Origin of the sequence: Blastococcus sp. MG754426, from assembly GCF_021699055.1 — a bacterium.
In the GTDB taxonomy this organism is placed as follows: Bacteria; Actinomycetota; Actinomycetes; order Mycobacteriales; family Geodermatophilaceae; genus Blastococcus.
In genome coordinates this window covers 1-21,064 of sequence record NZ_SSXC01000076.1, presented here as the reverse complement: position 1 = coordinate 21,064, position 21,064 = coordinate 1, and the positions used below count along the sequence as shown (strand labels likewise).

The following is a 21,064-nucleotide window of genomic DNA, read 5'->3' as shown; positions in this document are numbered from 1 at the left end:
GACGCCGGCGGCCTCGGCGATGCCGAGCACGCGGTCGTAGTCGCGCTGCGGGTCGACCACGAGCGCGACCTCGCCGTCGTGGGCGATGTAGGTGCGGTCGCCCAGGCCGGGGGTGTCCAGGGGGAGGACGGTGATCGTCATCGGGATTCCTCTCGGGACCGTGGTGGCGTGATCCAGGTCAGGCGGCGGTGGCGACCGGGCGGCCGGACTCGATCCAGGCGCCGGTGCCGCCGGTGACGCTGGTGGCGTCGATGCCGACCGCGCGCATCAGCGCGGTGGCCTGGGCGCTGCGCCCGCCGGCCTGGCAGATGACGTAGACCGGTCGGTCCTTCGGCAGCTCGGGGAGGCGGGCCGGGAGCACGCTCAGTGGCAGGTTCTGCGCGCCGGGGACGTGGCCGGGGCGGTACTCGCGCGCCTCGCGCACGTCGACGACGAGGGCGTCGCCCTCGGCGAGCCGGGCGGCGAAGGCGTTCTGGTCGATCTCGGGGATCACGTCAACTCCTGGGGGTCTGGGCCGATATACCCGGGGGGGTATGCCAGGCCAACGGTAGCACCACGGCGTGCATTCCCCGGGGGGTATGCCGTGGTGCAGCTGCCGACCGGGCCCGCGCCGCCGCGACGGAGTGACGGGGGCTCGTGGTGGTGCAGCTGATCGGTGCCCCCGGGGACCTCGAGGCGAGGTCCAGGAGGTGGAGCGTGACCGGTCCAGCGGGAGGCTCCGTCCCGGCCGCAGCGTTCCGCTGCTGATCGACGTTCGCCGGCCCGCGCCGCGGGGCGCATGCTCGGGGCATGGACGTCGACGTCGCCGTGGAGGCCGTGATCCCGCACCCCCGCGAGGTCGTCGCGTCCTACGCCGGGGACCCGGGCAATGCGCCGCAGTGGTACGCCGACGTCGTGTCGGTCGGCTGGCGGACCCCGCCCCCGGACGCGGTCGGTTCGAGGGTGGAGTTCGTGGCCCGCTTCCTGGGGCGGACGCTGCGCTACACCTGCGAGGTCGTCGAGCTCGTCACGGGCGAGCGCCTGGTGATGTGCAGTGCCGACGGGCCGTTCCCGATGGAGACCACCTGCACCTGAGTCGGTGCCCGGCGGCACCTCGACGGGCTGCGCAACCGGGGTGCGCCGAGCGGGTTCGCGCGGATGGGGGCGCCGGTGACGGCGAGGGCGATGAGGGGCGCGACGACGGAGGACCTCGTGCGTCTCGCCGAGCGCCTCCAGCGCCGCTGAGACCGGCCGGCCCCGCAGCGGGACCGGCCGGCCGGACGGGAGCGGGGTGCGGACGTCACCAGGCGTGCGCGACGTCGACCACCAGCCGGGTCTCCAGCCGGGTGGGCCCGGCGAGCAGGAAGGTGCGGAACGGCAGCCTGGCCCGTGTGCCCAGGCCGATCACCGTCTCGCCCTCCTGGGACCCGGCCCACACGACCTGGCGGAAGGTGCGGTAACCGTCGACCGCGGCCAGCTGCCGCGGGTCGCCCAGGGGGAGGTCCGTCCCGTCCGCCAGGACGCTGATCCGCAGCGACGCACCACCGGCGACCGGCACCAGGTCGCCGGAGGCGACGCCGCGCACGGGGCCGTACCCCACGGTGTAGGCCAGGTCGGACGAGCCGTTGCGCAGCGACAGCACGATCCGGTCGAAGCACGCGTGCTGGCCGGTCCGGACGGCCTCGAGCTCCGCGCCGGTCGCGTGCGCGGTGGGTCCGGCCTCGGCGGTCGACCCCCACGTGAGGCCGCAGTACGGGGTGGCGGCGGAGGCCGGAGCGGTCAAGGTGAGCACACCCAGGAACGCCAGCGGGGCGAGCACGAGCGGTCGGGCGATCTTCTTCATGTCGGTTCTCCTGTGTCGGGGTGGAGCTGTGAGATTCCGCCGACACGAACGGGACTGCCATGGCCAGGAAATCGCTTGATCGCTGAACTGCGTGGTATCGATCCGGCAGCACTTGCCAGATCCGGCGGGGCGTCATCTTGTTCCGCCGCGGGTCGTGCGACAGCGCCGTCGGACGCGCACGCACGGTGACCGCTACCGGCCGCGCCGGGCGTGCTCAGGCCAGCAGGACCTCGGCCACGCGGGTGGTCCCGCTGCCGTCGGTGACGGTGGCGGCGGCGAGCGCGACCTCCCGGAGCCGCCCCGGTCCGGTGAGCTCGGCGAGCCGAGCCGCCAGGCGGGGGACCGAGCGCTCGGGCGCGCGGCTCAGCGGGAGCACGTACCCCCCGGCGCCCATGCCGTCGTAGACCGCCGTCTGGTTGCCGGCCACCGCGACCACCGCGGCCGGCCGCGCCAGGCAGCAGAGCTCCCACAGCGTGGTTCCGCCGGCGGTGACCACCAGGTCCGCGCCCAGCATGTCCCGGTGCACCTCCGGCCGGGGGCCCAGCAGCTCCACCCGCGGGTGGGCGGCGAGCTCCGGGTCGGGCGCGGTCTCGGCGGGGTGGATCACCCGCACCGTGGCGCCGGGGAAGGCGGCGAGCGCGGCGTGCGCCGCCGGGCCGGTCATGCCCGACGGGTCGGTGCCGCCGAAGAGGACCAGGACCGAGCGGGGGACGTCGGGCAGCCGGTGCGCCGAGGCCAGCGCCGCGGCGCGTGTCGCCGGGAACTCCGGGCGCAGCAGCGCGTGCACCGGCCCGGCGAGCACGGTGCCGGCGCCGGGGTAGGGCAGCCGTTCGGCCCCCAGGTTCTGGTTGACGACGACGTCGGCGGTGAACGCGCGGTCGGCGAGGTCGTCGACCACCGTGAGGCGTCCGCCGGCCGCGCGCAGCGCCCCGTGCAGCGCCGCCAGCCACGCGCCGGTGACGCGGTAGCTGTCCACCACGACGTCGACCGGCCGGTCGGACGGCAGCGCGACGGCGTCCCAGTCCCCGGTCCCGAGGTCGAGCCCGGCCGCGGTGACCGCCTCCCGGGCGCGGGAGAGCGCGTCGGGGCGCAGCAGCACCTCCACCTCCGCGCCGCGCGCGGTCAGGGCGCGGGCCAGCGCGACCGAGCGGACGAAGTGCCCGAGGCCCGTCGTCGACGACGCCTCGCAGAGCACCCGCACGCGCCGGCCGGACCGGAGCGGGGCGGCCGTCACCTCAGGCGAGCAGGCCGCGGGCGCGCAGCTTCTCCTCGAAGCCGGCCCGCCGCTCGGCCCAGTCGCCGGCCCACATCGCCAACTGGTGGACGTGCACCCACTCGCCGTCGCGGCGGTAGTGGTCCTGCAGGACCCCCTGCGGGCGGAACCCGAACTTGGTGTGCATCGCGACGACGGCCTCGTTGAACGACAGGACCTCGCAGCACAGCTTGTGCAGCCCCAGCTCGCCGAAGGCGTGCTCGAGCACGAGGAACTCCACCGCACTGCCGACCCCGCGGCCGCGGGTGCGCGGGTCGGCGAGGTAGAAGGCCCAGGTCGCCCGCCGGTTCTCGCGGTCGATGTCGGTGACGAACGCCGCCCCGACGGGGAGGTCGTCCATGCGGACGACCCAGGCGCGCCGCCGGTCGTCGGCGAGCAGCCCCGCGAACCAGCGGGCGTGCTCCTCGGCGCCGATCTCGTGGGTCGTGTACATGAACCGGGCGACCTCGGGGTCGTTGCGCCACTCCCGCAACCGGTCGCGGTCCTCCGGGCCCACGGGCACCAGTTCCACCATCAGCCGCCGTCCCCTCCGTGCTCGCCCGCCACGTCGTCCGCCCGCACCCCCGCCTGCCGGCCGCGGTGGTCCCCCTCCGGGAACGGGCCGGCGAGCACCCGGGAGAGCGCGGCGACCCGGGGGTCGCCGGCCATCCCCGCCAGCCAGGCCGCCCACCCCGGCCGCTCCCGCATGGCCGTCAGCGCCCGGCGCAGGCCCGCGCGGTCGCCCCGCTGCGAGGCGGCCAGTGCAGCGTAGAGGTCGCGGGCGCCTTCGGGTGCGAAGACGGCGAGGGTCTCGTAGTCCCGCTCGTCGTAGGCCCGCTGCAGGTTGCGCAGCACCCGGAGCTGGGCGACCGGGTCACCCGAGTCGTCCACCCGCAGGTCCGTGCGCACCCCGTCGTCCTCGGGGCTCACGGGCGTGCCGCCGACCACGAGCAGCGCCGCCGACTGCCGGCCCCGGAGGTCGCCGCCGGCGGCCTCGCCCGCGGCCAGTGCGGCGAGCAGGCGGTCGGCGAGCGCCCCGTCGCTGCCGGCGAACCCCTCGGCCATCGCCGGCAGGACCGCGTCGGAGGCGAGCATGTTGCCCTGCACGCTGAACCCCGGGCCGACCCGGTGGCCGCTCACGGGGAACGACCCGGGAGCGGTGTCGGCGGCCACCCCGCCGGCGACGTCGAGGACGGCGATCTGCCGGTCGGCGTCCTCCGCGGCGTGCGCGGCGCGCCGGACGAGGTCCGCGGGTGCGGTGCCGGCAGCCAGCCCCTCGAGGAGGACGCCGCGCAGCCCGCGCGGGCTGCGCGCCTGGACGGCCACGACCCCGACCCCCGGGCGCGCGGCGGGCACCACCCGGCCGACGGCGAGGATGCAGGAGGCGACCGCGATCCCGAGGTCCCCGGTGCGCGGGTCCCGGGCGAGGACGGAGAAGGTCACGCGTGCACCTGCCGGCGGACCGGGGTCAGGCCGGGCGGCCGAGCCGCCGCACGCCCGGGACGTCCCCGCCGAGGGTGGCCGTGACCCGCTCGGTCTCCGCCCGCCGGCCGAGGAGCGCCGGGTCGGGGTTGCGGCACAGCACCAGCGAGGCCCCGGCGGCCAGCGGCGCCAGCAGCCACGCGACCGGGCCCGCCTCGGTCGCGGTCGCCTCGTCGAGCAGGACCCGGTCGCCGGCCGCGATGCCCAGTCGGCCGGCGAGCTCCGCCGCGGCGGCGGTCAGCTCGCCGAGGGCGAGCGTCAGCCCACCGAGCCGCAGCCCCGGCGCCGCCGGGTCGGGGCGCTGGTAGGGGGTGAAGACGTCGCCCTGCACCCGGACCTCGAGCGCGAAGTCGCGCGCCGGGCCGGCGTAGCCGGTCATGCCCGCACCGAGGGGGTGCAGCGACAGGCCCACCAGCTCGGGCACCCCGGCGTCCTCCAGCGGTCCGAGCCGGTCCTGGGCGGCGAGCACGACGTCGGCCTCGGCGACCCGGTCGTCGTCCTCGGTGGCGGTGTCGAGCACCGTGGCCCCGCAGCTCCAGACCGCGAGCAGCACCGCCGCGGTCTGCCAGTGCACCGGCAGCGCGACCGCCACGGTGCTGCCCGGGCCGACGTCGAACTCGTCCTGGAGGAGGTTGGCGGTCTTGGCCACCCAGTTGGCCAGCGTGGTGGCGGACAGCTCGATCCGCTCGCCGGTGGCGTCGTCGTAGTGGGTCAGCAGCGGTGCCGCCGGCGCCGCGCGCAGCGCCGCCGCGAGCAGGTCGGCGGGGGCCGAGGGAGTCGTGTGGTGCACGGGGAGAGGGTTGCACCTGGGCTGCTCGCCTCGCAGTCCGACGGCGTCGCGCAGTTACAGTCGGGTCTCGGTACGGGCAGCCGTGCGGGCGGGCAGACCCGCGGACGCGCTGCCGGAGTCGTCGCACCCGGCGCTCCGCGTCGGAGAAGAAGGTCGGGACGTGACCGCACACACCCAGCAGCTGGGCCGGCCGGCCCGCCCCCCGGTGCAGCCGGCCTCGGGGGCATCGGCGCCGGAGGCGGCCCGTCGCTCGCGGCCCGGTGGGGCGCTCGGCGCGTACGCGGCCTACCTGCTGCTCCAGCTCCTCCAGCTCCTCGTGCTCGCCCGGCTGGCTCCCCGGTTCTTCTGGCTCGACGACTCCCAGGGCCAGTTCGGCCCGATGCTGTGGTGGATGGGGCAGCATCTCGAGGGCGGCCGGCCCCCGCTCATGGCCCCCGAGCTCGGGATGGCGGGCAACCTCGCGGCGGACATGCAGTACGGCGCCCTCGACCCGCTGCACTGGGGCCTGATGGCGCTCTCCCGCCTCACCGACGACTTCCTCGTGCTCTCCTGGGGCTTCGCCGCCCTGTGCGTCATCCTGCTCGGCTCCGGTGTCCTCACCGTGCTCCGCTCCTACGGCGTGCCCGGCTGGCTCGCCGTGGCCGGGGCGCTGGGCGTGGCCTCCAGCGGCTTCTTCCTCTGGTACGGCGGCTCCTGGTGGCCGCTCATGTGGAGCGTCGCCTGGCTGCCCTGGTTCTGGTGGGGCCTCGCGGTGCCGCGCCGGGTCGGGCCCCTGGTGCTCGGCCTGAGCACCTGGGCGCTGCTGGCCTCCGGCAACCCCTACGTCCTCTTCTTCGCGCTCGCGCTCGTCGGCGGGCAGGCGTTCGAGCAGATCCGCGACGGCGGCACGTGGCGGGTCCTCCTCCGGCCCCTCGGGGTCGCCCGCATCGCCGCGGCGTTCGGCGGGCTGCTCATCGCGCTGCCCACCCTGCTGACGACGGTGGAGCTGTCCTCCTACATGTCCCGGCTCGACCCGGACCCGGTGATCGGGAACGCCGCCTTCGGCGTGACCAACCTGGCCGACGTGCTGCTGGGCGGGCCGACCCTGCTGGGCCAGACCAACTCCTTCGGCGGCACGGTGCCGCTCGTGCCGGCCATGTACACGCTGGTCGTCGCCGTCGCCGCGGTCGCCTTCGTGGAGTGGCGCCGGGCGATCCGGTCACCGGGCGTGGTCACGGCGGGCGTGGTCTACCTGCTCGCGGTCGTCTTCACCCAGCTGCCCACCGTGGTGGCGATGTTCCGCTACCCCTTCCGGTACCTGGTCGTCGTGCAGGTCGTGCTGCCGCTGCTGGTCCTGATCGGGCTGCGGGCGGCGCCGCGGTTCACCCGGGGCCGGCTCGTCGCGGCGGGGGCGCTGGTGCTCGCGCAGACGCTGCTGGCCACCTTCCGGGCGCCGGTGTTCCTGAGGTGGCACGTCCTCGCGGGGGTGCTGACCGCCGTCGCGGTGGCCGCGCTGGTCGTGGCCCTGCGCGGGCCCGCCCGCGCCGATCGCCGCCGCACGTGGGCCGCGAGCGCGGTGGTGGTCGCGATCAGCTGGGGCACGGTGTTCCTGGGGGAGCAGATGATGGTCTCCCTGCAGGAGCGGCGGAACGCGCTCGACGGGGTCACCGCGGAGGCCGGCGTCCCCTTCCGCTCGCTGCCACCCGGGCGCGACCTGGGCACGACCGTCGCGGCGTACGAGGAGCGGTCCCTGGGGACCGACGGCTCCGCGACCGTGATCACCTACGGCTTCGAGGGCGACATGGGCTGGTCGGACGGGGTGCTGCGCAGCAACGGCAACCTCGTGGCGGACTTCCTGACCGGTACCGGCTCCTACGCGGTCTGGCACGCCGCCCTGAACGAGCGCTGGTGCCGCACCTACGAGGGGGCCACCTGCGAGGACTCGGCCGAGCTGCTGAGCCCCGCGGGGGACACCGGGACCTCCTGGCTCGAGCTCATGAGCGAGGACACCGTCCTGCTCGACCGGGACGCCCCCGAGCCGCTCCAGGACTACTTCGCCCGCGCGTGGACCGTCGGGGAGCAGCGCGACGAGTACGTCGAGTACCGCCGGGAGGACGACCTGCCCGGCCGCGTCACGGCCGCCTCCGGCGTGGAGGTGGCCGAGGCCGACGTCGAGCGGCTGGCCCACAGCGGCGAACCCCTGGGGACCTACACGGTCTCCACCGGGGACGACGGCGGGTGGCTGGCCTTCCGCATCCCGTACTGGCCCGGGCTGGAGGCGACGCTCGACGGCGAGCCGGTGGAGGTGGGCACCGTGGAGGACGCCGTCCTGCGCGTGGAGCTGCCCGCCGGGGTCACCTCGGGGACGCTGGCGATCTCCTACACGCCGATCGGTGAGCGCTTGCTGCTCCCGGCCACCGCTGCCGGCCTGGTGCTGGTCCTGGCGGGCTGGGCGTGGGCGGTGCTCGCCGGCCGCCGGGACGCCGAGGTGCCCGCGGGCGCCGGGGCGGTGGACCGGTGAGCCCCCGCCTGCGCCTGCTGCTGCGCCAGCTCGGGCACTTCCTCATGGGCTCGGGGCTGGGGCTGGCGGTCGACCTCGGGCTGTTCTACCTCGCGGTGCGCCTCGGAGCGCCGCCGTGGCTGGCCAACGTCATCAGCGCCGGCTGCGCGGTCGTCGTCGTCTACCTGTTCGTGACCAAGTACGCCTTCGCCGGGGGGCGGACGCGCACGTCCTTCCTGCTCTTCGTCGCCTGGTACGTCACGTCGATCGCGATCTTCTCGGTCCTCATCGACGTCCTCCACGCGCAGACCGGCTGGGCACCGTTCGTCTGTAAGTTGGTGTCGCTGCCACCGTCGTTCGCGGCGAACTTCGCGGCCAGCAAGCTGCTGTTCGGCCGCGCCGGGCGGTCCGCGGACGTCGCACCGGGGCCCGCCCCGGCGCGGGACGGCGCGGGAGCCTGAATGGACCGGCAGCGCACCATCCCGGCCGAGGGGTACGGGGGCACCGACGCAGTGGGGGAGCAGTTCTCGATGGCACCAGGTGGGTCGGTGCAGGCCCTGCTCTTCGACCTCGACGGCACGCTGGTCGACACGCGGGAGGCCAACTACCTGGCCTACCGGGACGCGTTCGCCGAGTCGGGGCACGAGCTGACCTCCGAGCAGTTCGCCACGACGTGGGGCCGTGACTCCCGCGACTTCATCCCCGACCTGCTGCCGGGCATCGACCCCTCGGGCGTGGACACCATCCGGACGGCCAAGAGCCGGCTCTACGCCGAGCAGCTGCACCGGACGTCGGCCAACGCCGCGCTGATCTCCTTCCTCCGGCTCGTCGCGCCCACCCACCGGACCGCCCTGGTCAGCACCGCCAAGTCCGGCAACGGCCGGCAGATCCTGGCGACCCACGGGCTGGTCGAGCTGTTCGACGTCGTCGTCTGGGGCGACGAGGTCACCCGCAGCAAGCCCGACCCGGAGGGCTACCTGCGCGCGCTGGAGCTGCTGGGCGCTGACGCCGCCGCGAGCCTGGCCTTCGAGGACTCCGAGACGGGGCGGCAGGCAGCTCTCGCGGCAGGTCTGATGGTGCTCGAGGTGCCGCACTTCTGATGACTCCTCCCCGTTACTCGCGCGGCCGGCTGGCGCTCATCGTCGTCGCGCTGCTGTCCCTCGCCGGCTTCCTCCTGCTCACCTGGCCCACGCTCGAGGACCTGTGGTCCCGGCTGTCCTCGGGCCTGTCCGGTGGCGGCTGGGCGCTGCTGGGCGTCGCCGGCCTCGTCCAGCTGGGCGGGCACGTGCTCCGCGCCGCGCGCACCAAGGTGCCGATCGACAACGTGCGCCGCGGCAGCCTGGCCGGCCAGTTCCGGCACCTCTCCATCGGCTACCTGTTCAACGTGGTGTGGCCGCTGCGGGTCGGCGAGATCGTCCGGTCCTGGCTGATCGCCAAGACGCTGCGGATCAGCTTCCTGTACACGCTGCTGGCCGTCGTCCTCGAGCGGCTGATCGACGTCGTGCTCGTGTCGGTGGCCTTCCTGGTCCTGCTCGCCGTCGTCGGCGGCCCCGTCACCGGCATCGTGCCCGCCGCCGCCGTCGTGGCGCTGGTCGTCTCCCTGGTGCTGATCGGCTCGTTCGCCGCGCTGGTCCGGGAGAACGCCACCCTCATGCGGCTGGCCTGGCGGATGACCGCCTGGCTCAACAGCGACCTGGAGAACCGGGCCCGGTTCAAGCTGTGGTCGGTCATCTTCGGCTTCCAGCGCTTCCTCCGGCAGCGCCGCCAGCTCGCCCGCTACGGCGTGCTGACGCTCGCCTCCTGGGCCTGCTACGTCGCCGCGGCCGCGCTGGTCGTCGCGGTCGTGTTCCCCGTGCTGTCCGGCCGCGACGGCGTCCTCGCGACCGCGGCGCCGGCCGGCGTGGTCAGCCCCAGCATCGGCAACGGCGCCCCGGGGTCGTTCGTCGACGGCATCCGGGCCTTCGTCGAGGGCAGCACCGGCCTCGGCGGGGCGACGGTGCTGCTGTTCGCCGCCGCGGCGTGGGTCGTGGTCAACGTGCCCGTGCTCCTCGTGGCGGTCGTCGCGCTGTTCGTGAACTGGGCCAAGCGCACCAGCGACCCGCTGGCCGGCGTCGCGCCCACCCCGGGGGACCGCTACGTCAACAAGCTGGGCCGCGACCAGGACATCTCGGGCTCCATGACCCACTTCCTGGACGCCTACTTCCAGCGTCAGCACCTGAGCACGGTCATGCACCGGCTGGAGGTCAACGGCAACGTCAGCCTGGTGCGCTTCTTCAAGGGCGGCTCGAACGCGGTGACCCTGCTGGCCACGAACGGCTCGGGGGAGCTGTTCGTGAAGAAGATGGTGCCGACCGAGTACGCGCACCGGCTGAAGAACCAGCACGACTGGCTGGCCGAGCGGGCCGACCACCACCAGCTCGTCACCGTGCTGCGCGAGGAGCACGCCCCGGACCACTACTCCATCGACCTGGAGTACCGGCCGAGCAGCGTGCCGCTGTTCGAGTACGTGCACGAGCACCCGCTCGCGGAGGGCCGCGCCAAGCTGGCGGAGGTCTGGGACTACATGTACTCGCGGGTCTACCGGCTGGGCGAGCTGGAGCAGCGGCCGGAGCTGCGCGACGACTACGTCACCGAGCGGTTCGTGCTGCGGGTGCGGGCCGCCGCGGAGTCGCACCCCGCGCTGGCGCAGGCGCTCAAGGGCGACCGGATCCTCGTCAACGGCACCGAGCTGGACAACTTCGACCGCGTCCTCGCCCGCATCCAGGGCAGCCCGGCGGCGTGGGAGGACCTGGCCACCTTCCGCTCGTCGTCGCACATCCACGGCGACCTGACCGTGGACAACATCCTCGTGGACCTCCCGACCCGCGACGTGCTGGTCATCGACCCGTCCGACGACAACCAGATCCGCGGGCCGATCATCGACTTCGCCCGGCACATGCAGTCGCTGCTGTACGGCTACGAGTTCCTCAACGACGACGAGGACCCGGTGGTGCTCTCCGCGACGGACGCGGGCGTCCCCGAGATCACCTACCGGGACGCGCGGTCGGCCCGGTACGCCGAGCTCGCCGACTTCGTGGCGACAGAGGTCATGCCCCGGCGGCTGGCGCCGGCCGAGCAGCGGGCGGTGCTGTTCCACGTCGGCCTGTTCTACGGCCGCATGCTGACCCACCGGGTGGCCATCAACCCGGGCACGGTGCTGAAGTACTACGCGGTGTGCATCCAGGCCCTCAACCGCTTCGTGGAGCAGTACGACCTCCCGGTGCGCGCGCAGGACGACGACGAGCTCGGCAGGCAGCCGGGCAACGAGGAGGTTCTCACCCGGTGAACGCGGTCATCGCCATCCCGGCCTACAACTGCGCGCCCCAGATCGGCCGGGTGCTGGACGAGATCACCGACGAGGTCGCCGGCCGGGTGGCCGAGATCTGGGTGATCGACAACCGCAGCACCGACGACACCCTCGAGCGCGCCGTGGCCTACAAGCGCACCGGCCGGCTGCCCAACCTGCGGGTGTTCCGCAACCGGCAGAACAACAGCCTGGGCGGTACGCACAAGGTGGCGTTCGAGCACGCGCGGGCCGCCGGTCACACCCACGTCGTCATCCTCCACGGCGACAACCAGGCCAGGAGCGACGAGGTCGGGCTCCTCCTCGACCACGCGCAGGCGCACCCGGAGACCCAGACGGTGCTCGGGTCGCGGTTCAGCCGGCGCTCGCGGCTGCACGGCTACGACGCCAAGCGCGTGTGGGGCAACCGCGTCCTCAACACCGTCTACAGCGTGGTCGCGCTGCGGCCGCTGCAGGACCTCGGGTCCGGGCTCAACCTCTTCGCGCTGCGCGACCTGGACCCGGGCACGTACATGCGCTTCGCCAACCACCTGACGTTCAACTACGAGCTGATCCTCGACCTGGTGCGGCGGAAGGTCCGGTTCGCCTTCGTGCCGATCACCTGGCGCGAGGAGGACCAGGTGTCCAACGCGCGGAACTGGAACATCTTCCGGACGGCGCTGCGCAACCTGGCGCTGTGGCGGCTCGGCCGGCAGACCTCCGCCCCGGCCGCGGACCGCGACTACGAGTGGGACGAGGTGCAGTGATGGCGACCCTGCAGGTGCTGATGCCGATGGGCGGGCTGGGCACCCGGTTCCGCAAGGTCGGGATCACCACGCCCAAGCCGCTGATCGAGGTCGGGGGCACCCCGATGTTCCAGCGGGCGCTGCGGTCGTTCGACCCGTGGCCGGGCGACAAGACCGTCACCGTCGTGGTCCGCGAGGACAACGACCGCGAGTTCGACCTCGCCGCGCGGGTGCGCGGGGTCGAGCCCTCGGCCGGCATCGTGCTGCTCGACCACGACACCCGGGGTGCGGTGGAGACCTGCCTGGAGGCCCGCGACCACCTCGACCCGGACCAGCCGCTGGTGATCATGGACTGCGACATCGCCTTCGACAGCCCCGAGTACTTCCGCGTGCTCCGGGCGGCGGTCGAGAGCCGGGACGTCGACGGGCTGCTGCTGTCCTTCCACTCCACCGAGCCGCGCTACAGCTTCGCCGAGGTCGGCGAGGACGGCACCGTGGTGCGCACGGCGGAGAAGCAGGCGATCTCCTCCGACGCGCTCATGGGCGTCTACTCCTTCACCTCGGCGCGGGTCTTCCTGGAGGCCGCCGACCGGCTGATGGAGCGCCAGATCGGGGCGGCCATGCCGGAGTACTACGTCTCGCTCGTCTTCAACGAGCTCATCGACGCCGGCCGCCGGGTCGGCCTGGTGCGCGGGGACTTCTACTGCTTCGGGACGCCGGAGGAGCTGGCGGCCTTCGAGGCGACCGGCGCCCCCGTCTGACCCGGCGCGGCCCGCGACCGACCGCGGCACCGGCGGCGCGACGGCGCCGCTGTGATCCGTGCGACCCGCAGCACCTCGCTCGTCACACGCGTACCTCACGTGCCTGTCCGAATGCGATCCGTGACGACATGTCGCTACCGTCGTCCCGGGCGTGCGAGGTGACACCGGCGCGCCCGTAGGTGCGCGGCCGCACGGCCTGCGCTTCCGGGGGGCACGGGGCCCCGTTGCGCCGATGCGGAGTGCTTGATGAGCCTGACCACCGATCCCGCCACGGACGCGGCTGCCACGGTGCACCCGGCGCCCCGCGTGGGGAGCCGCGTCCCGCACCCGCGCGGTGGTGACGGCCGGCCGGCACCGCGACCGGTCGGCACCCGCCGCCCGGCCCGGCGGCCGTGGGCGCGCCGGCCGGCGCTGTGGGCGTTCGGGACCTACCTCGGCGTCCAGGTGGCCCTGCTGGCCGTGCTGCGGGCCGCCGTGCCGCGCTTCTTCTGGATCGACGACGCGCAGATCCAGTTCGCCCCCATGTCGTGGTGGCTGGGCCGGCGGATGGCCGAGGGCTCGCTGCCCCTGCTCGACCCCGACCAGGGGATGGCCGGCAACCTGACGGCGGACATGCAGTACGGCGTGCTCGACGTCGTCCGCTGGCCCTTCCTGCTCTGGGCCGGCACGCAGCAGGACCTGCAGCTCGTCGCCACCGTCCACGCCTGGCTGGCGGTGCTCGTGCTCGGCAGCTCCGCCGTGGCCGTGCTGCTGGGGCACCGGGTTCGACCGGCCCTCGCGGTCGCCGCCGCGCTGGGCGCGGCGACGAGCGGCTTCCTGCTGTGGTGGGGCAGTGCGTGGTCGCCCCTCATGTGGAGCGTCGCCGCCCTCGTGTGGCTGTGGGCCGCGCTGTGCTCCCGGCGCTGGTACGGCCTCGTCGGCGTCGGGCTCGCCACCGCGGCCGTCGTCTGCTCGGGCAACCCCTACATCCTCCCGGTCGTCCCGGTCGTGGTCGGGCTCCACGGCTACGAGCGGTGGCGGGACGGCGGGCGCGCCGTGCTCCGGGACCGCTGGACCGCCGCGACGATCGCCGCGCTCGGCGCCGGCGCCGCGCTGAGCGTGCCCACGCTGGTCAACGCGCTCGACGTCGCCCGGTGGATGTGGCGTCCCCACGCCGGCGACGTGATCGGTTCCGCCGGCGGCGGGGTCAACATGCTCGACGTCCTCGTGGGTGGCACGACCACGCTCGGCGGCGGCAGCGTGCCGACGCTCAGCACGGCGGTCATCGCCCTGCCGTTGCTGGCCATGGTCGACTGGCGCCGGGCGGTGCGGGGGCGGGGCGTCCCGACGGCGGGCGCCCTCTGGATCGCTTCCATGCTCCTGATCCAGCTGCCCACCTTCATGCTCGGGTTCCGCATGCCCTGGCGGCTGCTGGCCGTGGTCCAGGTGTCCTTCGCGCTCCTCGCCGTGCTGGCCTTCACCGCCGCGATGCGGGTGGACCGGCGACGGGTCGCGCTGGCGGCGGGCCTGCTCGGCCTGCAGTTCCTGGTGGCGATGATGCGCGCCCCGCTGCTGTGGAAGTGGCACGCGCTGGCCGCGGCGCTGGCCGTCGGCGCGCTCGTCGCCGTGGTCCTGCTGGTGCGGCCGCGGGCGGCAGCCGACGCCGCCGCCCGGCGCGGGTGGGTCGTCCACCCGGCGCTGCAGCGCCGGATCCGGGCGCTGGCGGCGACGGCCACGGTCCTCGCCTGCGCTGCCCCGCTGCTCGTCCAGCTCGGGATGAGCGCCGCCATCCAGGAGCGCCACATGGCGTTCACCCCGGGTGCGGCCGACGTGCCGGTCTACCGGCCCAACACGACCGGATACGACGTCGGCACGACCGTCGGCGAGTTCCGCGACAACGCCTGGGCCACGGACACCTCCGTGAGCGCCTGGTCCTTCGGCGTGCTGGGTGGCCGGGACGACCGGGGCTGGGACAGCGGCGTGCTCGGCGGCAACGCCAACCTGCCCGCGGACCTGCGCGCCGGCTACGGGTCGCTGGCCGTCTGGCAGCGTGGCGTGCAGGAGCACGTCAAGCTGGACTACCAGAGCGGGCTGCGCTTCGACCAGCCCGGGCTGATGGCCGTCCCGGAGGGCGCCGAGGTGCCCTGGGTGGACCTGCTGTCCGGCAACCGGGTGCTGCTCGGGCGCACCGGCCAGGTGCCGCAGGAGATCGCGCTGTACTTCCGTCAGAACTGGGACTTCGTCGGTGGGCGCGACGGCTGGCGCGAGTACGTGCGCCATGAGCCGCTGCCGGGGCGGATCAGCCAGATCTCGGGTGACGACGTCGTCGTGACCGATGCCGCGGCCAACGACGGCGTGGCCCGCCTCGGCGAGCCGGTCGAGCGCTACACCGTCTCGACCGGGGACGAGGGCGGTGAACTGGTCTTCCGCACCCCCTACTGGAACGGCTTCCACGCGGCGCTGGACGGCCGGCCCGTGCCGGTGTCGGCCTTCGCGGACTCGGTCCTCCGGATCGAGCTCCCGGCCGGGGTGTCCTCGGCCGAGCTCGAGGTGTCGTTCGAGCCGATCGGGGCGCGGCTGCTGCCGTTCACCGTGGCCGGCGCCGCGGTGCTGCTCACGGTGGCCGTCCTCCTGGGCCGGTCGCGCCGCGCGGACGCCCAGCCCTGACCTCCCGGGCCGCCGGAGCGCGCCCGGGCTGCCCTCGCCGACCGACGGTGTGCGCTGGGGACGACTGCCGATGGCTCGGAGTGGGCGTCGGCGCAGCTCGCCGCGTGCCCGATCCCTCCGCCGCCACGAGGCGGGGCGGTCAGCCGCAGTCGCCGGTGAACCGGTACAGGCCTGCGTCTCCGGTCTCGTCGACCAGCACCGCGTACTCGGCCAGCCGCGGGCTCCAGGGTTCCCGGTGGTCGACGTAGAGCCAGTCCACGCCGGCCTCGCCCAGGGTCCGGCAGGTCGCCGGTGACGGGTCGGCGATGAAGCCGTCGTTGGCCCGCAGCAGCTCCTGGTCCCAGTACGGCTCGTGGTTGTCGGTCCCCGAGGACTCCCACGTGTAGTCGTAGGACCACCCCTCCACGAGCACCCGCCGCTCGGCGAACGCCGCGACCGTGAACCAGCGGGCGTCGCAGCGGCCGGTGGTCAGGCTCCCGTCGAGGCAGTGCTTGTTCGTGGCGACGAGGTCGTCGGCGTCGGAGCGCGTGCGGAGCTCGTCGAGCAGGTCGAGCTGCCCGTCGCTCACCGTCGCGGTGGTCTCCGCGGGTTCCGCGACGACAGCCCCGTGCACGATCTCGGGCAGCGCCCACGGCTGCAGCGCGACGACGGCGGCGGGCACCAGCAGGGTGCCGGTGGCCCACGCGCCGTGCCGCCGCGCCAGCACGACCGCCACCGCGCCGACCACAACGCCGGCCACGAGCCCGGCGAGGACGACCCGGACGGTCCAGGGCGTCGGCGGCAGCAGCGCCGGCGGTTGCAGGACGACCTGGACGGCGACGACCGCCGCGCCCAGCGCGAGCAGGGCCAGCGGGCCCAGGCGGACGACGGCGAGCGCCACGAGCACGGCCAGGCCCACGACGAGCAGCGGCCACGTGGCGTGGAAGAAGTACAGCTGCGAGAAGGAGGGGTGGCCGAACAGCGCGACACCCAGCACCCCGGCGAGCGCGGCGCCGGCCAGCACCGGCACGGCGGGCCGGGCGTACGGCAGGTGGCGGGCCACGAGCGCGACCGCGGCGGTCATCGCCAGCATCCCGGCGAGGGAGGCCAGCGAGCCCAGCGGAAGCTCCTCGCTGCCGATGACCTGCGCGGGCAGGAAGCTCAGCGGATCGAGGCGGAAGCTGCCTGACGAGCGGGTGACCGCGAACGTCGCCGCCGGCACCGCGAGCACCACGAGGGCGAGCGACCAGGTCGCGACCGGCCGGCGCTCGCGGTGCCGGAGCGCGAACAGCCAGGACAACCCGGCGGCCCCGAGCACCGGCAGGACCGAGCCGCCGCGGGAGCCGGCCACGGCGAACGCGATGACGAAGAGCACCAGCAGGGACGCCCACCGCGCCCGGCGGGCCCGATCGGGGTCCTCGGTCGCCGCCCGGAGCTGCAGCACCAGGAGGGTCGCGATCGCCAGCACCATCGCGTTGGTGGAGTCCCGGTTGATGAGCACCCACTGCGAGGTGAGCTGGACACCTTCGACGTGGCCGAACACCGGCGCGCGGGTCAGCGAGAACAGCAGCGGGGCGACGACGACGGCCACCCGGGAGCGGCTCACCACCCACGTGCAGACCGCGAGTGCCGCCGGCACCAGCACCGCGAGCACGGTGGGGCCGACGGCCAGCACCAGCTGCGCGGCGGTGGCGCCGGTGAGGTTGCCCAGGAGCGCCAGGCTGCCGAAGAAGAGCCACGAGTACCCGATCGGGACGTCCGGGATCCAGGGGTACACCGCCGGGGCCCGGTCCAGGCCCTCGGCGGTCAGCGCGATGTGCCAGGGGATGTCGACGTAGAAGGACTGCCACGCCGCCGGCCCGGTCAGCGGCTCGAAGGCGGTGGCGAGCACCCGCGAGGCGAGGAACCAGGTGCCCGCCAGCCCCCACAGCAACGGCCCGTACCGGCGCAGCCGCTCGAGGGCGCCGGCACCCTGCTCGCCGGAGCGCCAGGCGGAGCGGGCCGACGGTGACAGCCAGGCCAGGACCGGGGCCGCGACCACCAGCCACCGCAGCGCGAACCAGCCGGCGACGCCGGAGAGCCACACCGCTACCCCGGCGGTGGCCAACCCCAGCACCGCGGCCACGACCAGGCGCGTTGCCGCACCGGCCCGCGGCAGGGCCAGGGCCACCAGCCCGGCGTGCACCGCGGTGAGCGCGCCGACCGCCAGCGGCGTCAGCGCGGCCAGGATCCAGCCGACGGCGCCGGCCAGCTCCACGAGGATGCAGGCCAGACCACCCAGCGCCGCCAGGACGCCGAGCGCCCCGAGCGGCAGGCCCGCCGGCGCCGCCGCCGGGGGAGCGGCCCCGGAGGTCCGGCCGGTCACGGTCATGCAGCTTCCTCCAGGCGCCGGCCCCGCGGGCGCGGCGGTGCAGCTCAGTTGATGCAGGTCGTGTCGGCCGCGGTGCGGGCGTCCGCGGCCTCGGCCGGCGCCACGGGGGGAGCGGGGGTGACGGCCTGCCCGACGCCGTTGAAGTCGCTGCCCAGCACGAGCTGCACCGAGCCGCTGGTGGGGTCGTCGCTCTCCTCCAGCACCGCACCGGGGACGGCCGTGGCGACGGTCCGCGCGAGCGCCTCGTCCCCGGCGGCGTACCGGATCTCGGTGCGATCGTGGTCCATCGATGCGGCGTTGCCCGTCGAGCCGACGGGGAAACCCGCGGCCGTCAGCGCGCTCGCCGCCTTCGCCGCCAGCCCGGGGGTGCCCGAGCCGTTGTAGACCTCGACCGTCACCGTCGAGGGGTCGACGGTCGGCGGCGCCTCGGTGGTGGCCGGGGCCTCGGGCTCCGGCTCGGCGGAGAGGTCGGCGAAGTAGGCGTGCAGCGCGTCCTCGTCCTCCAGCCGGACGATGGACTTGCCGTCCTCCTCACCCGTCCCGACGTTCGGCACGGTCTGGAACTCGATGGCCCCGGCGGTGACCGACTGCATCTGCTGGGCCAGGTCCAGGAGGACGAGGTCCTTGTCGACGGTCAGGGACTGCGAAGCGGCCTGCACCAGCGCGCGCTGCTTGCCGAGGTCGAGCAGCACGTCCTCGGAGAGGATCTTGCGCAGCACCCCGGCCATGAAGACCTGCTGGCGGACGATCCGGTCGAAGTCGCCGCGGGGGAGCCCGTGCCGCTGCCGGACGAACTTCAGCGCGTCGGCGCCGCTGATCGTCTGCGGGCCGGCCTCGAAGACGGCACCGGAGTAGTACGAGTCGTCGACCGCCTCGCACAGGTTGACCTCGACGCCCCCGACGACGGCGCTGAGCTCGAAGAAGCCGAGCAGGTCGACCTCGGCGTAGTGGTCGATCTGCAGCCCGGTCAGCCGGGAGATGGTCTGCACCAGCAGCTGGGACCCCTGCGCGGACTTCTCCTCCTCCGAGGCGCCGTCCGGGGCGTTCATCCGGCCGTAGGCGTAGGCGGCGTTGAGCCGGTCCTTCCCGTAGCCGGGGATCTCCACGTACGAGTCGCGCGGGAACGAGACGAACGACGCGCGCGACCCGTCGGCCGGCACGTGCACCAGGATCATCGTGTCGGTGTTGACGCCGGAGTCGGTGCCGGCGTTGAGCTCGGCCAGCTGCTCCTCGGTCAGCGCGCTGCGGCTGTCGTTGCCGACCAGCAGCAGGTTCATGGCCTCGGACGCGTTCCCGGTGCCGTCGTTGCCGGCCGTCGGGATGGCGTCGGTGCGGTTGACGGTCGCCTCGGCGACGCGGCCCAGGTACCAGCCCCAGCCCGTGCCGGCCAGGAGCAGCACCGACAGGGCGCCGGCGATGACGCGGGCGGCACCCGCCGCACGACGGGAGCGGCGACCCGGGGACCGGCCCTCCGCCGGGTGCTCGGCGCGCTCGGCGGCGTCCTGCCTGGGGCGGCGGGCCGGCCGGCCCGCGCGGGGGTCCAGGCGCGGGGGCAGGGGCCGCCCGGCCGGGCGGCCCTGCTCGTTGCCGTCTCGGCTCACGTCGTCCTCGCAGCGTGTCGGGCGCCCGGCCCGGCGGGGGCGGCGGTAGCCGCCCGCCCGCTCGGGCAGTTGTGACGCTCTGTGCATCGACCTTGGCAAGGGTAGCCACGAGAACTGGCCCCAGAAGGCCTCCGACACGGAGCAACTGCCATGCCCGCGCGCCCTGGAAGGGGCCGTCCGTCACAAACATGACCAGGAGCCGCAGTCGCCCCATGTTCCCCAGCAGGCGTGTCACCGGATGTGCTGATCACCTCCCGTGGAATGTTCCAGCCGACTCAAGAGGGCGGCGGTTCCTGACGATGCAGACGGGAGACGCGTTCCCCGCCGGGCGGGGAAGTGCCGCCGACCGCGAAAGGAACTGCTCCTCGTGCGCCGACTCCTCGCAGGCCTGGCCGTCTTCGCAGGGCTGACCGGAGTGATCATCGTCCTGCCCGTCTCCGGCTCGTCCGGCCCCGAGCCGGTGCCGGTGGAGACCTCCACCCACGAGCTCGCGCTGGGGTCCTTCTCCACCCCCGCCCCCGGGGTGGAGCTGCGTCCCGCGACGACCGTCCCCGTGTCCGGGGTGCCCGAGGGCAGCCCGGTGCTGACCCTCAGCCGCAGCGACACCCGCGACTTCTCGCTCGTCGGGGTCACGTGGGCCTACGACCCCGCGGTCACCGACACCGTCGTCCAGGTCCGCACCCGTGGGGAGAACGGGGAGTGGGGCGCGTGGACGGAGGTGGAGACCGAGGACGCCGACGTGCGCGCGCCCGCCGAGGGGGTCCGCGGCGGGACGGCTCCGTTGTGGACCGGGCCCAGCACGGGCGTCCAGGCCGAGGTGGTGACCCGCAGCGGCGCCCAGCCCGTCGACGTCCGCCTCAACCTGGTGGACCCCGGCTCGAGCCCGGCGGACGCCGCCCTCGGCCCGGCGGACATCCAGGACACCGCGGACGCCTCGACGGCCATGCCGCACGTCTACTCCCGCGCGCAGTGGGGCGCCGACGAGCGGATCATGGGCTGGACCCCGCAGTACGCCAGCACCATCAAGGCCGCGACGCTGCACCACACCGCCGGTTCGAACAACTACACCGCCGACCAGGTGCCGGGGATCCTGCGTTCGACGTACAGCTACCACGCGCAGACCCTGGGCTGGGGCGACATCGGCTACAACGTCCTCGTCGACAAGTTCGGCCGGATCTGGGAGGGCCGATCCGGCGGCCTGGCCAGCACGGTCGTCGGGGCGCACGCCGGCGGCTTCAACACCTCGACCTTCGGGGTGTCGATGATGGGCAACTACGACGTCGTCGACACCCCGCAGCCGATGGTCGACGCGGTCGCGTCGATCATCGCCTGGAAGTTCGCGCTCTACGGCGTGGATCCGCGGGGCAGCACCACGCTCACCTCGGGCGGTACGGACAAGTTCTCGGCGGGCACCGCGGTCCGGTTGCCGACCATCTTCGGGCATCGCGACACCAAGAGCACCGCCTGCCCGGGCCGGTACGGCTACGCCCGGATGGGCGAGATCCGCGACCGGGTCAGCGCCACGCTCGGGACCGTCGTCCCGCTCATCCAGCAGCGTTACCAGTCCGACTCCGGAGTCCGCAGCGCCCTCGGGGCGATGACGTCCTCGCCCACGAAGACGCCGGACGGCGTGGGCGCCTACGCCCACTACGAGCGCGGCTCCATCTACGCCTCGTACCGCACCTCGCCGCACGTGCTCCGCGGCCCCATCCGCGACCGGTGGGCCGCGGCGGGGTGGGAGCGGGGTGCGCTGGGTTACCCGGTGGGGGACACGACGTGCGGGTTGCGTGATGGTGGGTGCTTCCAGCACTTC

General features: G+C 74.5%; 17 protein-coding genes. 9 read left to right on the top strand and 8 right to left on the bottom strand.

The window, feature by feature from the left end; translation table 11 throughout:
* Positions 1 to 178 precede the first annotated feature (178 nt).
* Positions 179 to 493: a rhodanese-like domain-containing protein gene (locus E9549_RS18940; RefSeq protein ID WP_236828151.1), complete on the bottom strand. Its 315-nt coding sequence runs from the start codon at positions 491 to 493 to the stop codon at positions 179 to 181.
* Between the two features lie 296 nt (positions 494 to 789).
* Here E9549_RS18940 and E9549_RS18935 point away from each other — a divergent pair, with 296 nt between their 5' ends.
* Positions 790 to 1,074, top strand: coding sequence for an SRPBCC family protein (locus E9549_RS18935; RefSeq protein ID WP_236828150.1), 285 nt, complete (start codon positions 790 to 792; stop codon positions 1,072 to 1,074).
* Between the two features lie 205 nt (positions 1,075 to 1,279).
* Here the strand turns inward: E9549_RS18935 and E9549_RS18930 are convergent, their stop codons facing one another.
* The 5 genes from E9549_RS18930 to E9549_RS18910 form a co-directional block, all read right to left on the bottom strand.
* Complete coding sequence (locus E9549_RS18930; RefSeq protein WP_236828149.1) at positions 1,280 to 1,822, bottom strand: hypothetical protein; 543 nt, start codon at positions 1,820 to 1,822, stop codon at positions 1,280 to 1,282.
* Positions 1,823 to 2,036: 214 nt separating this feature from the next.
* Positions 2,037 to 3,056, bottom strand: a complete 1,020-nt coding sequence (locus E9549_RS18925) for a PseG/SpsG family protein (protein ID WP_236828148.1) — start codon at positions 3,054 to 3,056, stop codon at positions 2,037 to 2,039.
* Between the two features lies 1 nt (position 3,057).
* On the bottom strand, positions 3,058 to 3,597 hold the full coding sequence (gene pseH, locus E9549_RS18920) for a UDP-4-amino-4,6-dideoxy-N-acetyl-beta-L-altrosamine N-acetyltransferase (protein WP_236828147.1): 540 nt from the start codon (positions 3,595 to 3,597) through the stop codon (positions 3,058 to 3,060).
* Between the two features lie 11 nt (positions 3,598 to 3,608).
* Positions 3,609 to 4,517 (bottom strand): DUF1028 domain-containing protein, encoded by a 909-nt coding sequence (locus E9549_RS18915; RefSeq protein ID WP_236828146.1) that lies wholly within the window; start codon positions 4,515 to 4,517, stop codon positions 3,609 to 3,611.
* A 25-nt stretch (positions 4,518 to 4,542) separates the two neighbouring features.
* Complete coding sequence (locus E9549_RS18910) at positions 4,543 to 5,346, bottom strand: TIGR03089 family protein (protein WP_236828145.1); 804 nt, start codon at positions 5,344 to 5,346, stop codon at positions 4,543 to 4,545.
* A 160-nt stretch (positions 5,347 to 5,506) separates the two neighbouring features.
* Here E9549_RS18910 and E9549_RS18905 point away from each other — a divergent pair, with 160 nt between their 5' ends.
* From E9549_RS18905 to E9549_RS18875, 7 genes are all read left to right on the top strand, one after another.
* Entirely contained in the window at positions 5,507 to 7,846 is a 2,340-nt protein-coding gene (locus E9549_RS18905) for a hypothetical protein (RefSeq protein WP_236828144.1), read from the top strand.
* Positions 7,843 to 8,286 carry a GtrA family protein gene (locus E9549_RS18900; protein ID WP_236828143.1) on the top strand — a complete coding sequence of 148 codons (444 nt, stop codon included), beginning with the start codon at positions 7,843 to 7,845 and terminating at the stop codon, positions 8,284 to 8,286. The genes E9549_RS18905 and E9549_RS18900 overlap by 4 nt, the downstream gene beginning before the upstream one ends.
* On the top strand, positions 8,287 to 8,925 hold the full coding sequence (locus tag E9549_RS18895; RefSeq protein WP_236828142.1) for an HAD family phosphatase: 639 nt from the start codon (positions 8,287 to 8,289) through the stop codon (positions 8,923 to 8,925).
* Positions 8,925 to 11,150 carry a lysylphosphatidylglycerol synthase domain-containing protein gene (locus E9549_RS18890; RefSeq protein WP_236828141.1) on the top strand — a complete coding sequence of 742 codons (2,226 nt, stop codon included), beginning with the start codon at positions 8,925 to 8,927 and terminating at the stop codon, positions 11,148 to 11,150. The genes E9549_RS18895 and E9549_RS18890 overlap by 1 nt, the downstream gene beginning before the upstream one ends.
* Complete coding sequence (locus tag E9549_RS18885; protein WP_236828140.1) at positions 11,147 to 11,914, top strand: glycosyltransferase family 2 protein; 768 nt, start codon at positions 11,147 to 11,149, stop codon at positions 11,912 to 11,914. Before E9549_RS18890 ends, E9549_RS18885 begins: the two co-directional genes overlap by 4 nt.
* Positions 11,914 to 12,654: a glycosyltransferase family 2 protein gene (locus tag E9549_RS18880; protein ID WP_236828139.1), complete on the top strand. Its 741-nt coding sequence runs from the start codon at positions 11,914 to 11,916 to the stop codon at positions 12,652 to 12,654. Before E9549_RS18885 ends, E9549_RS18880 begins: the two co-directional genes overlap by 1 nt.
* Before the next feature lie 246 nt (positions 12,655 to 12,900).
* Positions 12,901 to 15,300 (top strand): hypothetical protein, encoded by a 2,400-nt coding sequence (locus E9549_RS18875; protein WP_236828138.1) that lies wholly within the window; start codon positions 12,901 to 12,903, stop codon positions 15,298 to 15,300.
* Positions 15,301 to 15,439: 139 nt separating this feature from the next.
* Here E9549_RS18875 and E9549_RS18870 read toward each other — a convergent pair whose 3' ends face one another.
* Together E9549_RS18870 and E9549_RS18865 are read right to left on the bottom strand one after the other, a co-directional pair.
* Entirely contained in the window at positions 15,440 to 17,650 is a 2,211-nt protein-coding gene (locus E9549_RS18870; RefSeq protein ID WP_236828137.1) for a hypothetical protein, read from the bottom strand.
* 44 nt (positions 17,651 to 17,694) lie between these two features.
* On the bottom strand, positions 17,695 to 19,251 hold the full coding sequence (locus E9549_RS18865; protein WP_236828136.1) for an LCP family protein: 1,557 nt from the start codon (positions 19,249 to 19,251) through the stop codon (positions 17,695 to 17,697).
* Between the two features lie 367 nt (positions 19,252 to 19,618).
* On the opposite strand from E9549_RS18865, the gene E9549_RS18860 reads away from it, so the two are divergent.
* Positions 19,619 to 21,064: N-acetylmuramoyl-L-alanine amidase (locus E9549_RS18860; protein WP_236828135.1), on the top strand; the 1,446-nt coding region annotated here is incomplete at its 3' end.

Bases quoted from the DNA above. Each gene is read 5' to 3' on its own strand.
- E9549_RS18875 (WP_236828138.1), top strand. From the start codon at position 12,901: ATGAGCCTGACCACCGATCCCGCCACGGACGCGGCTGCCACGGTGCAC.
- E9549_RS18880 (WP_236828139.1), top strand. From the start codon at position 11,914: ATGGCGACCCTGCAGGTGCTGATGCCGATGGGCGGGCTGGGCACCCGG.
- E9549_RS18890 (WP_236828141.1), top strand. From the start codon at position 8,925: ATGACTCCTCCCCGTTACTCGCGCGGCCGGCTGGCGCTCATCGTCGTC.
- E9549_RS18935 (WP_236828150.1), top strand. From the start codon at position 790: ATGGACGTCGACGTCGCCGTGGAGGCCGTGATCCCGCACCCCCGCGAG.
- E9549_RS18930 (WP_236828149.1), bottom strand. From the start codon at position 1,822: ATGAAGAAGATCGCCCGACCGCTCGTGCTCGCCCCGCTGGCGTTCCTG.
- E9549_RS18895 (WP_236828142.1), top strand. From the start codon at position 8,287: ATGGACCGGCAGCGCACCATCCCGGCCGAGGGGTACGGGGGCACCGAC.
- E9549_RS18870 (WP_236828137.1), bottom strand. From the start codon at position 17,650: ATGACCGTGACCGGCCGGACCTCCGGGGCCGCTCCCCCGGCGGCGGCG.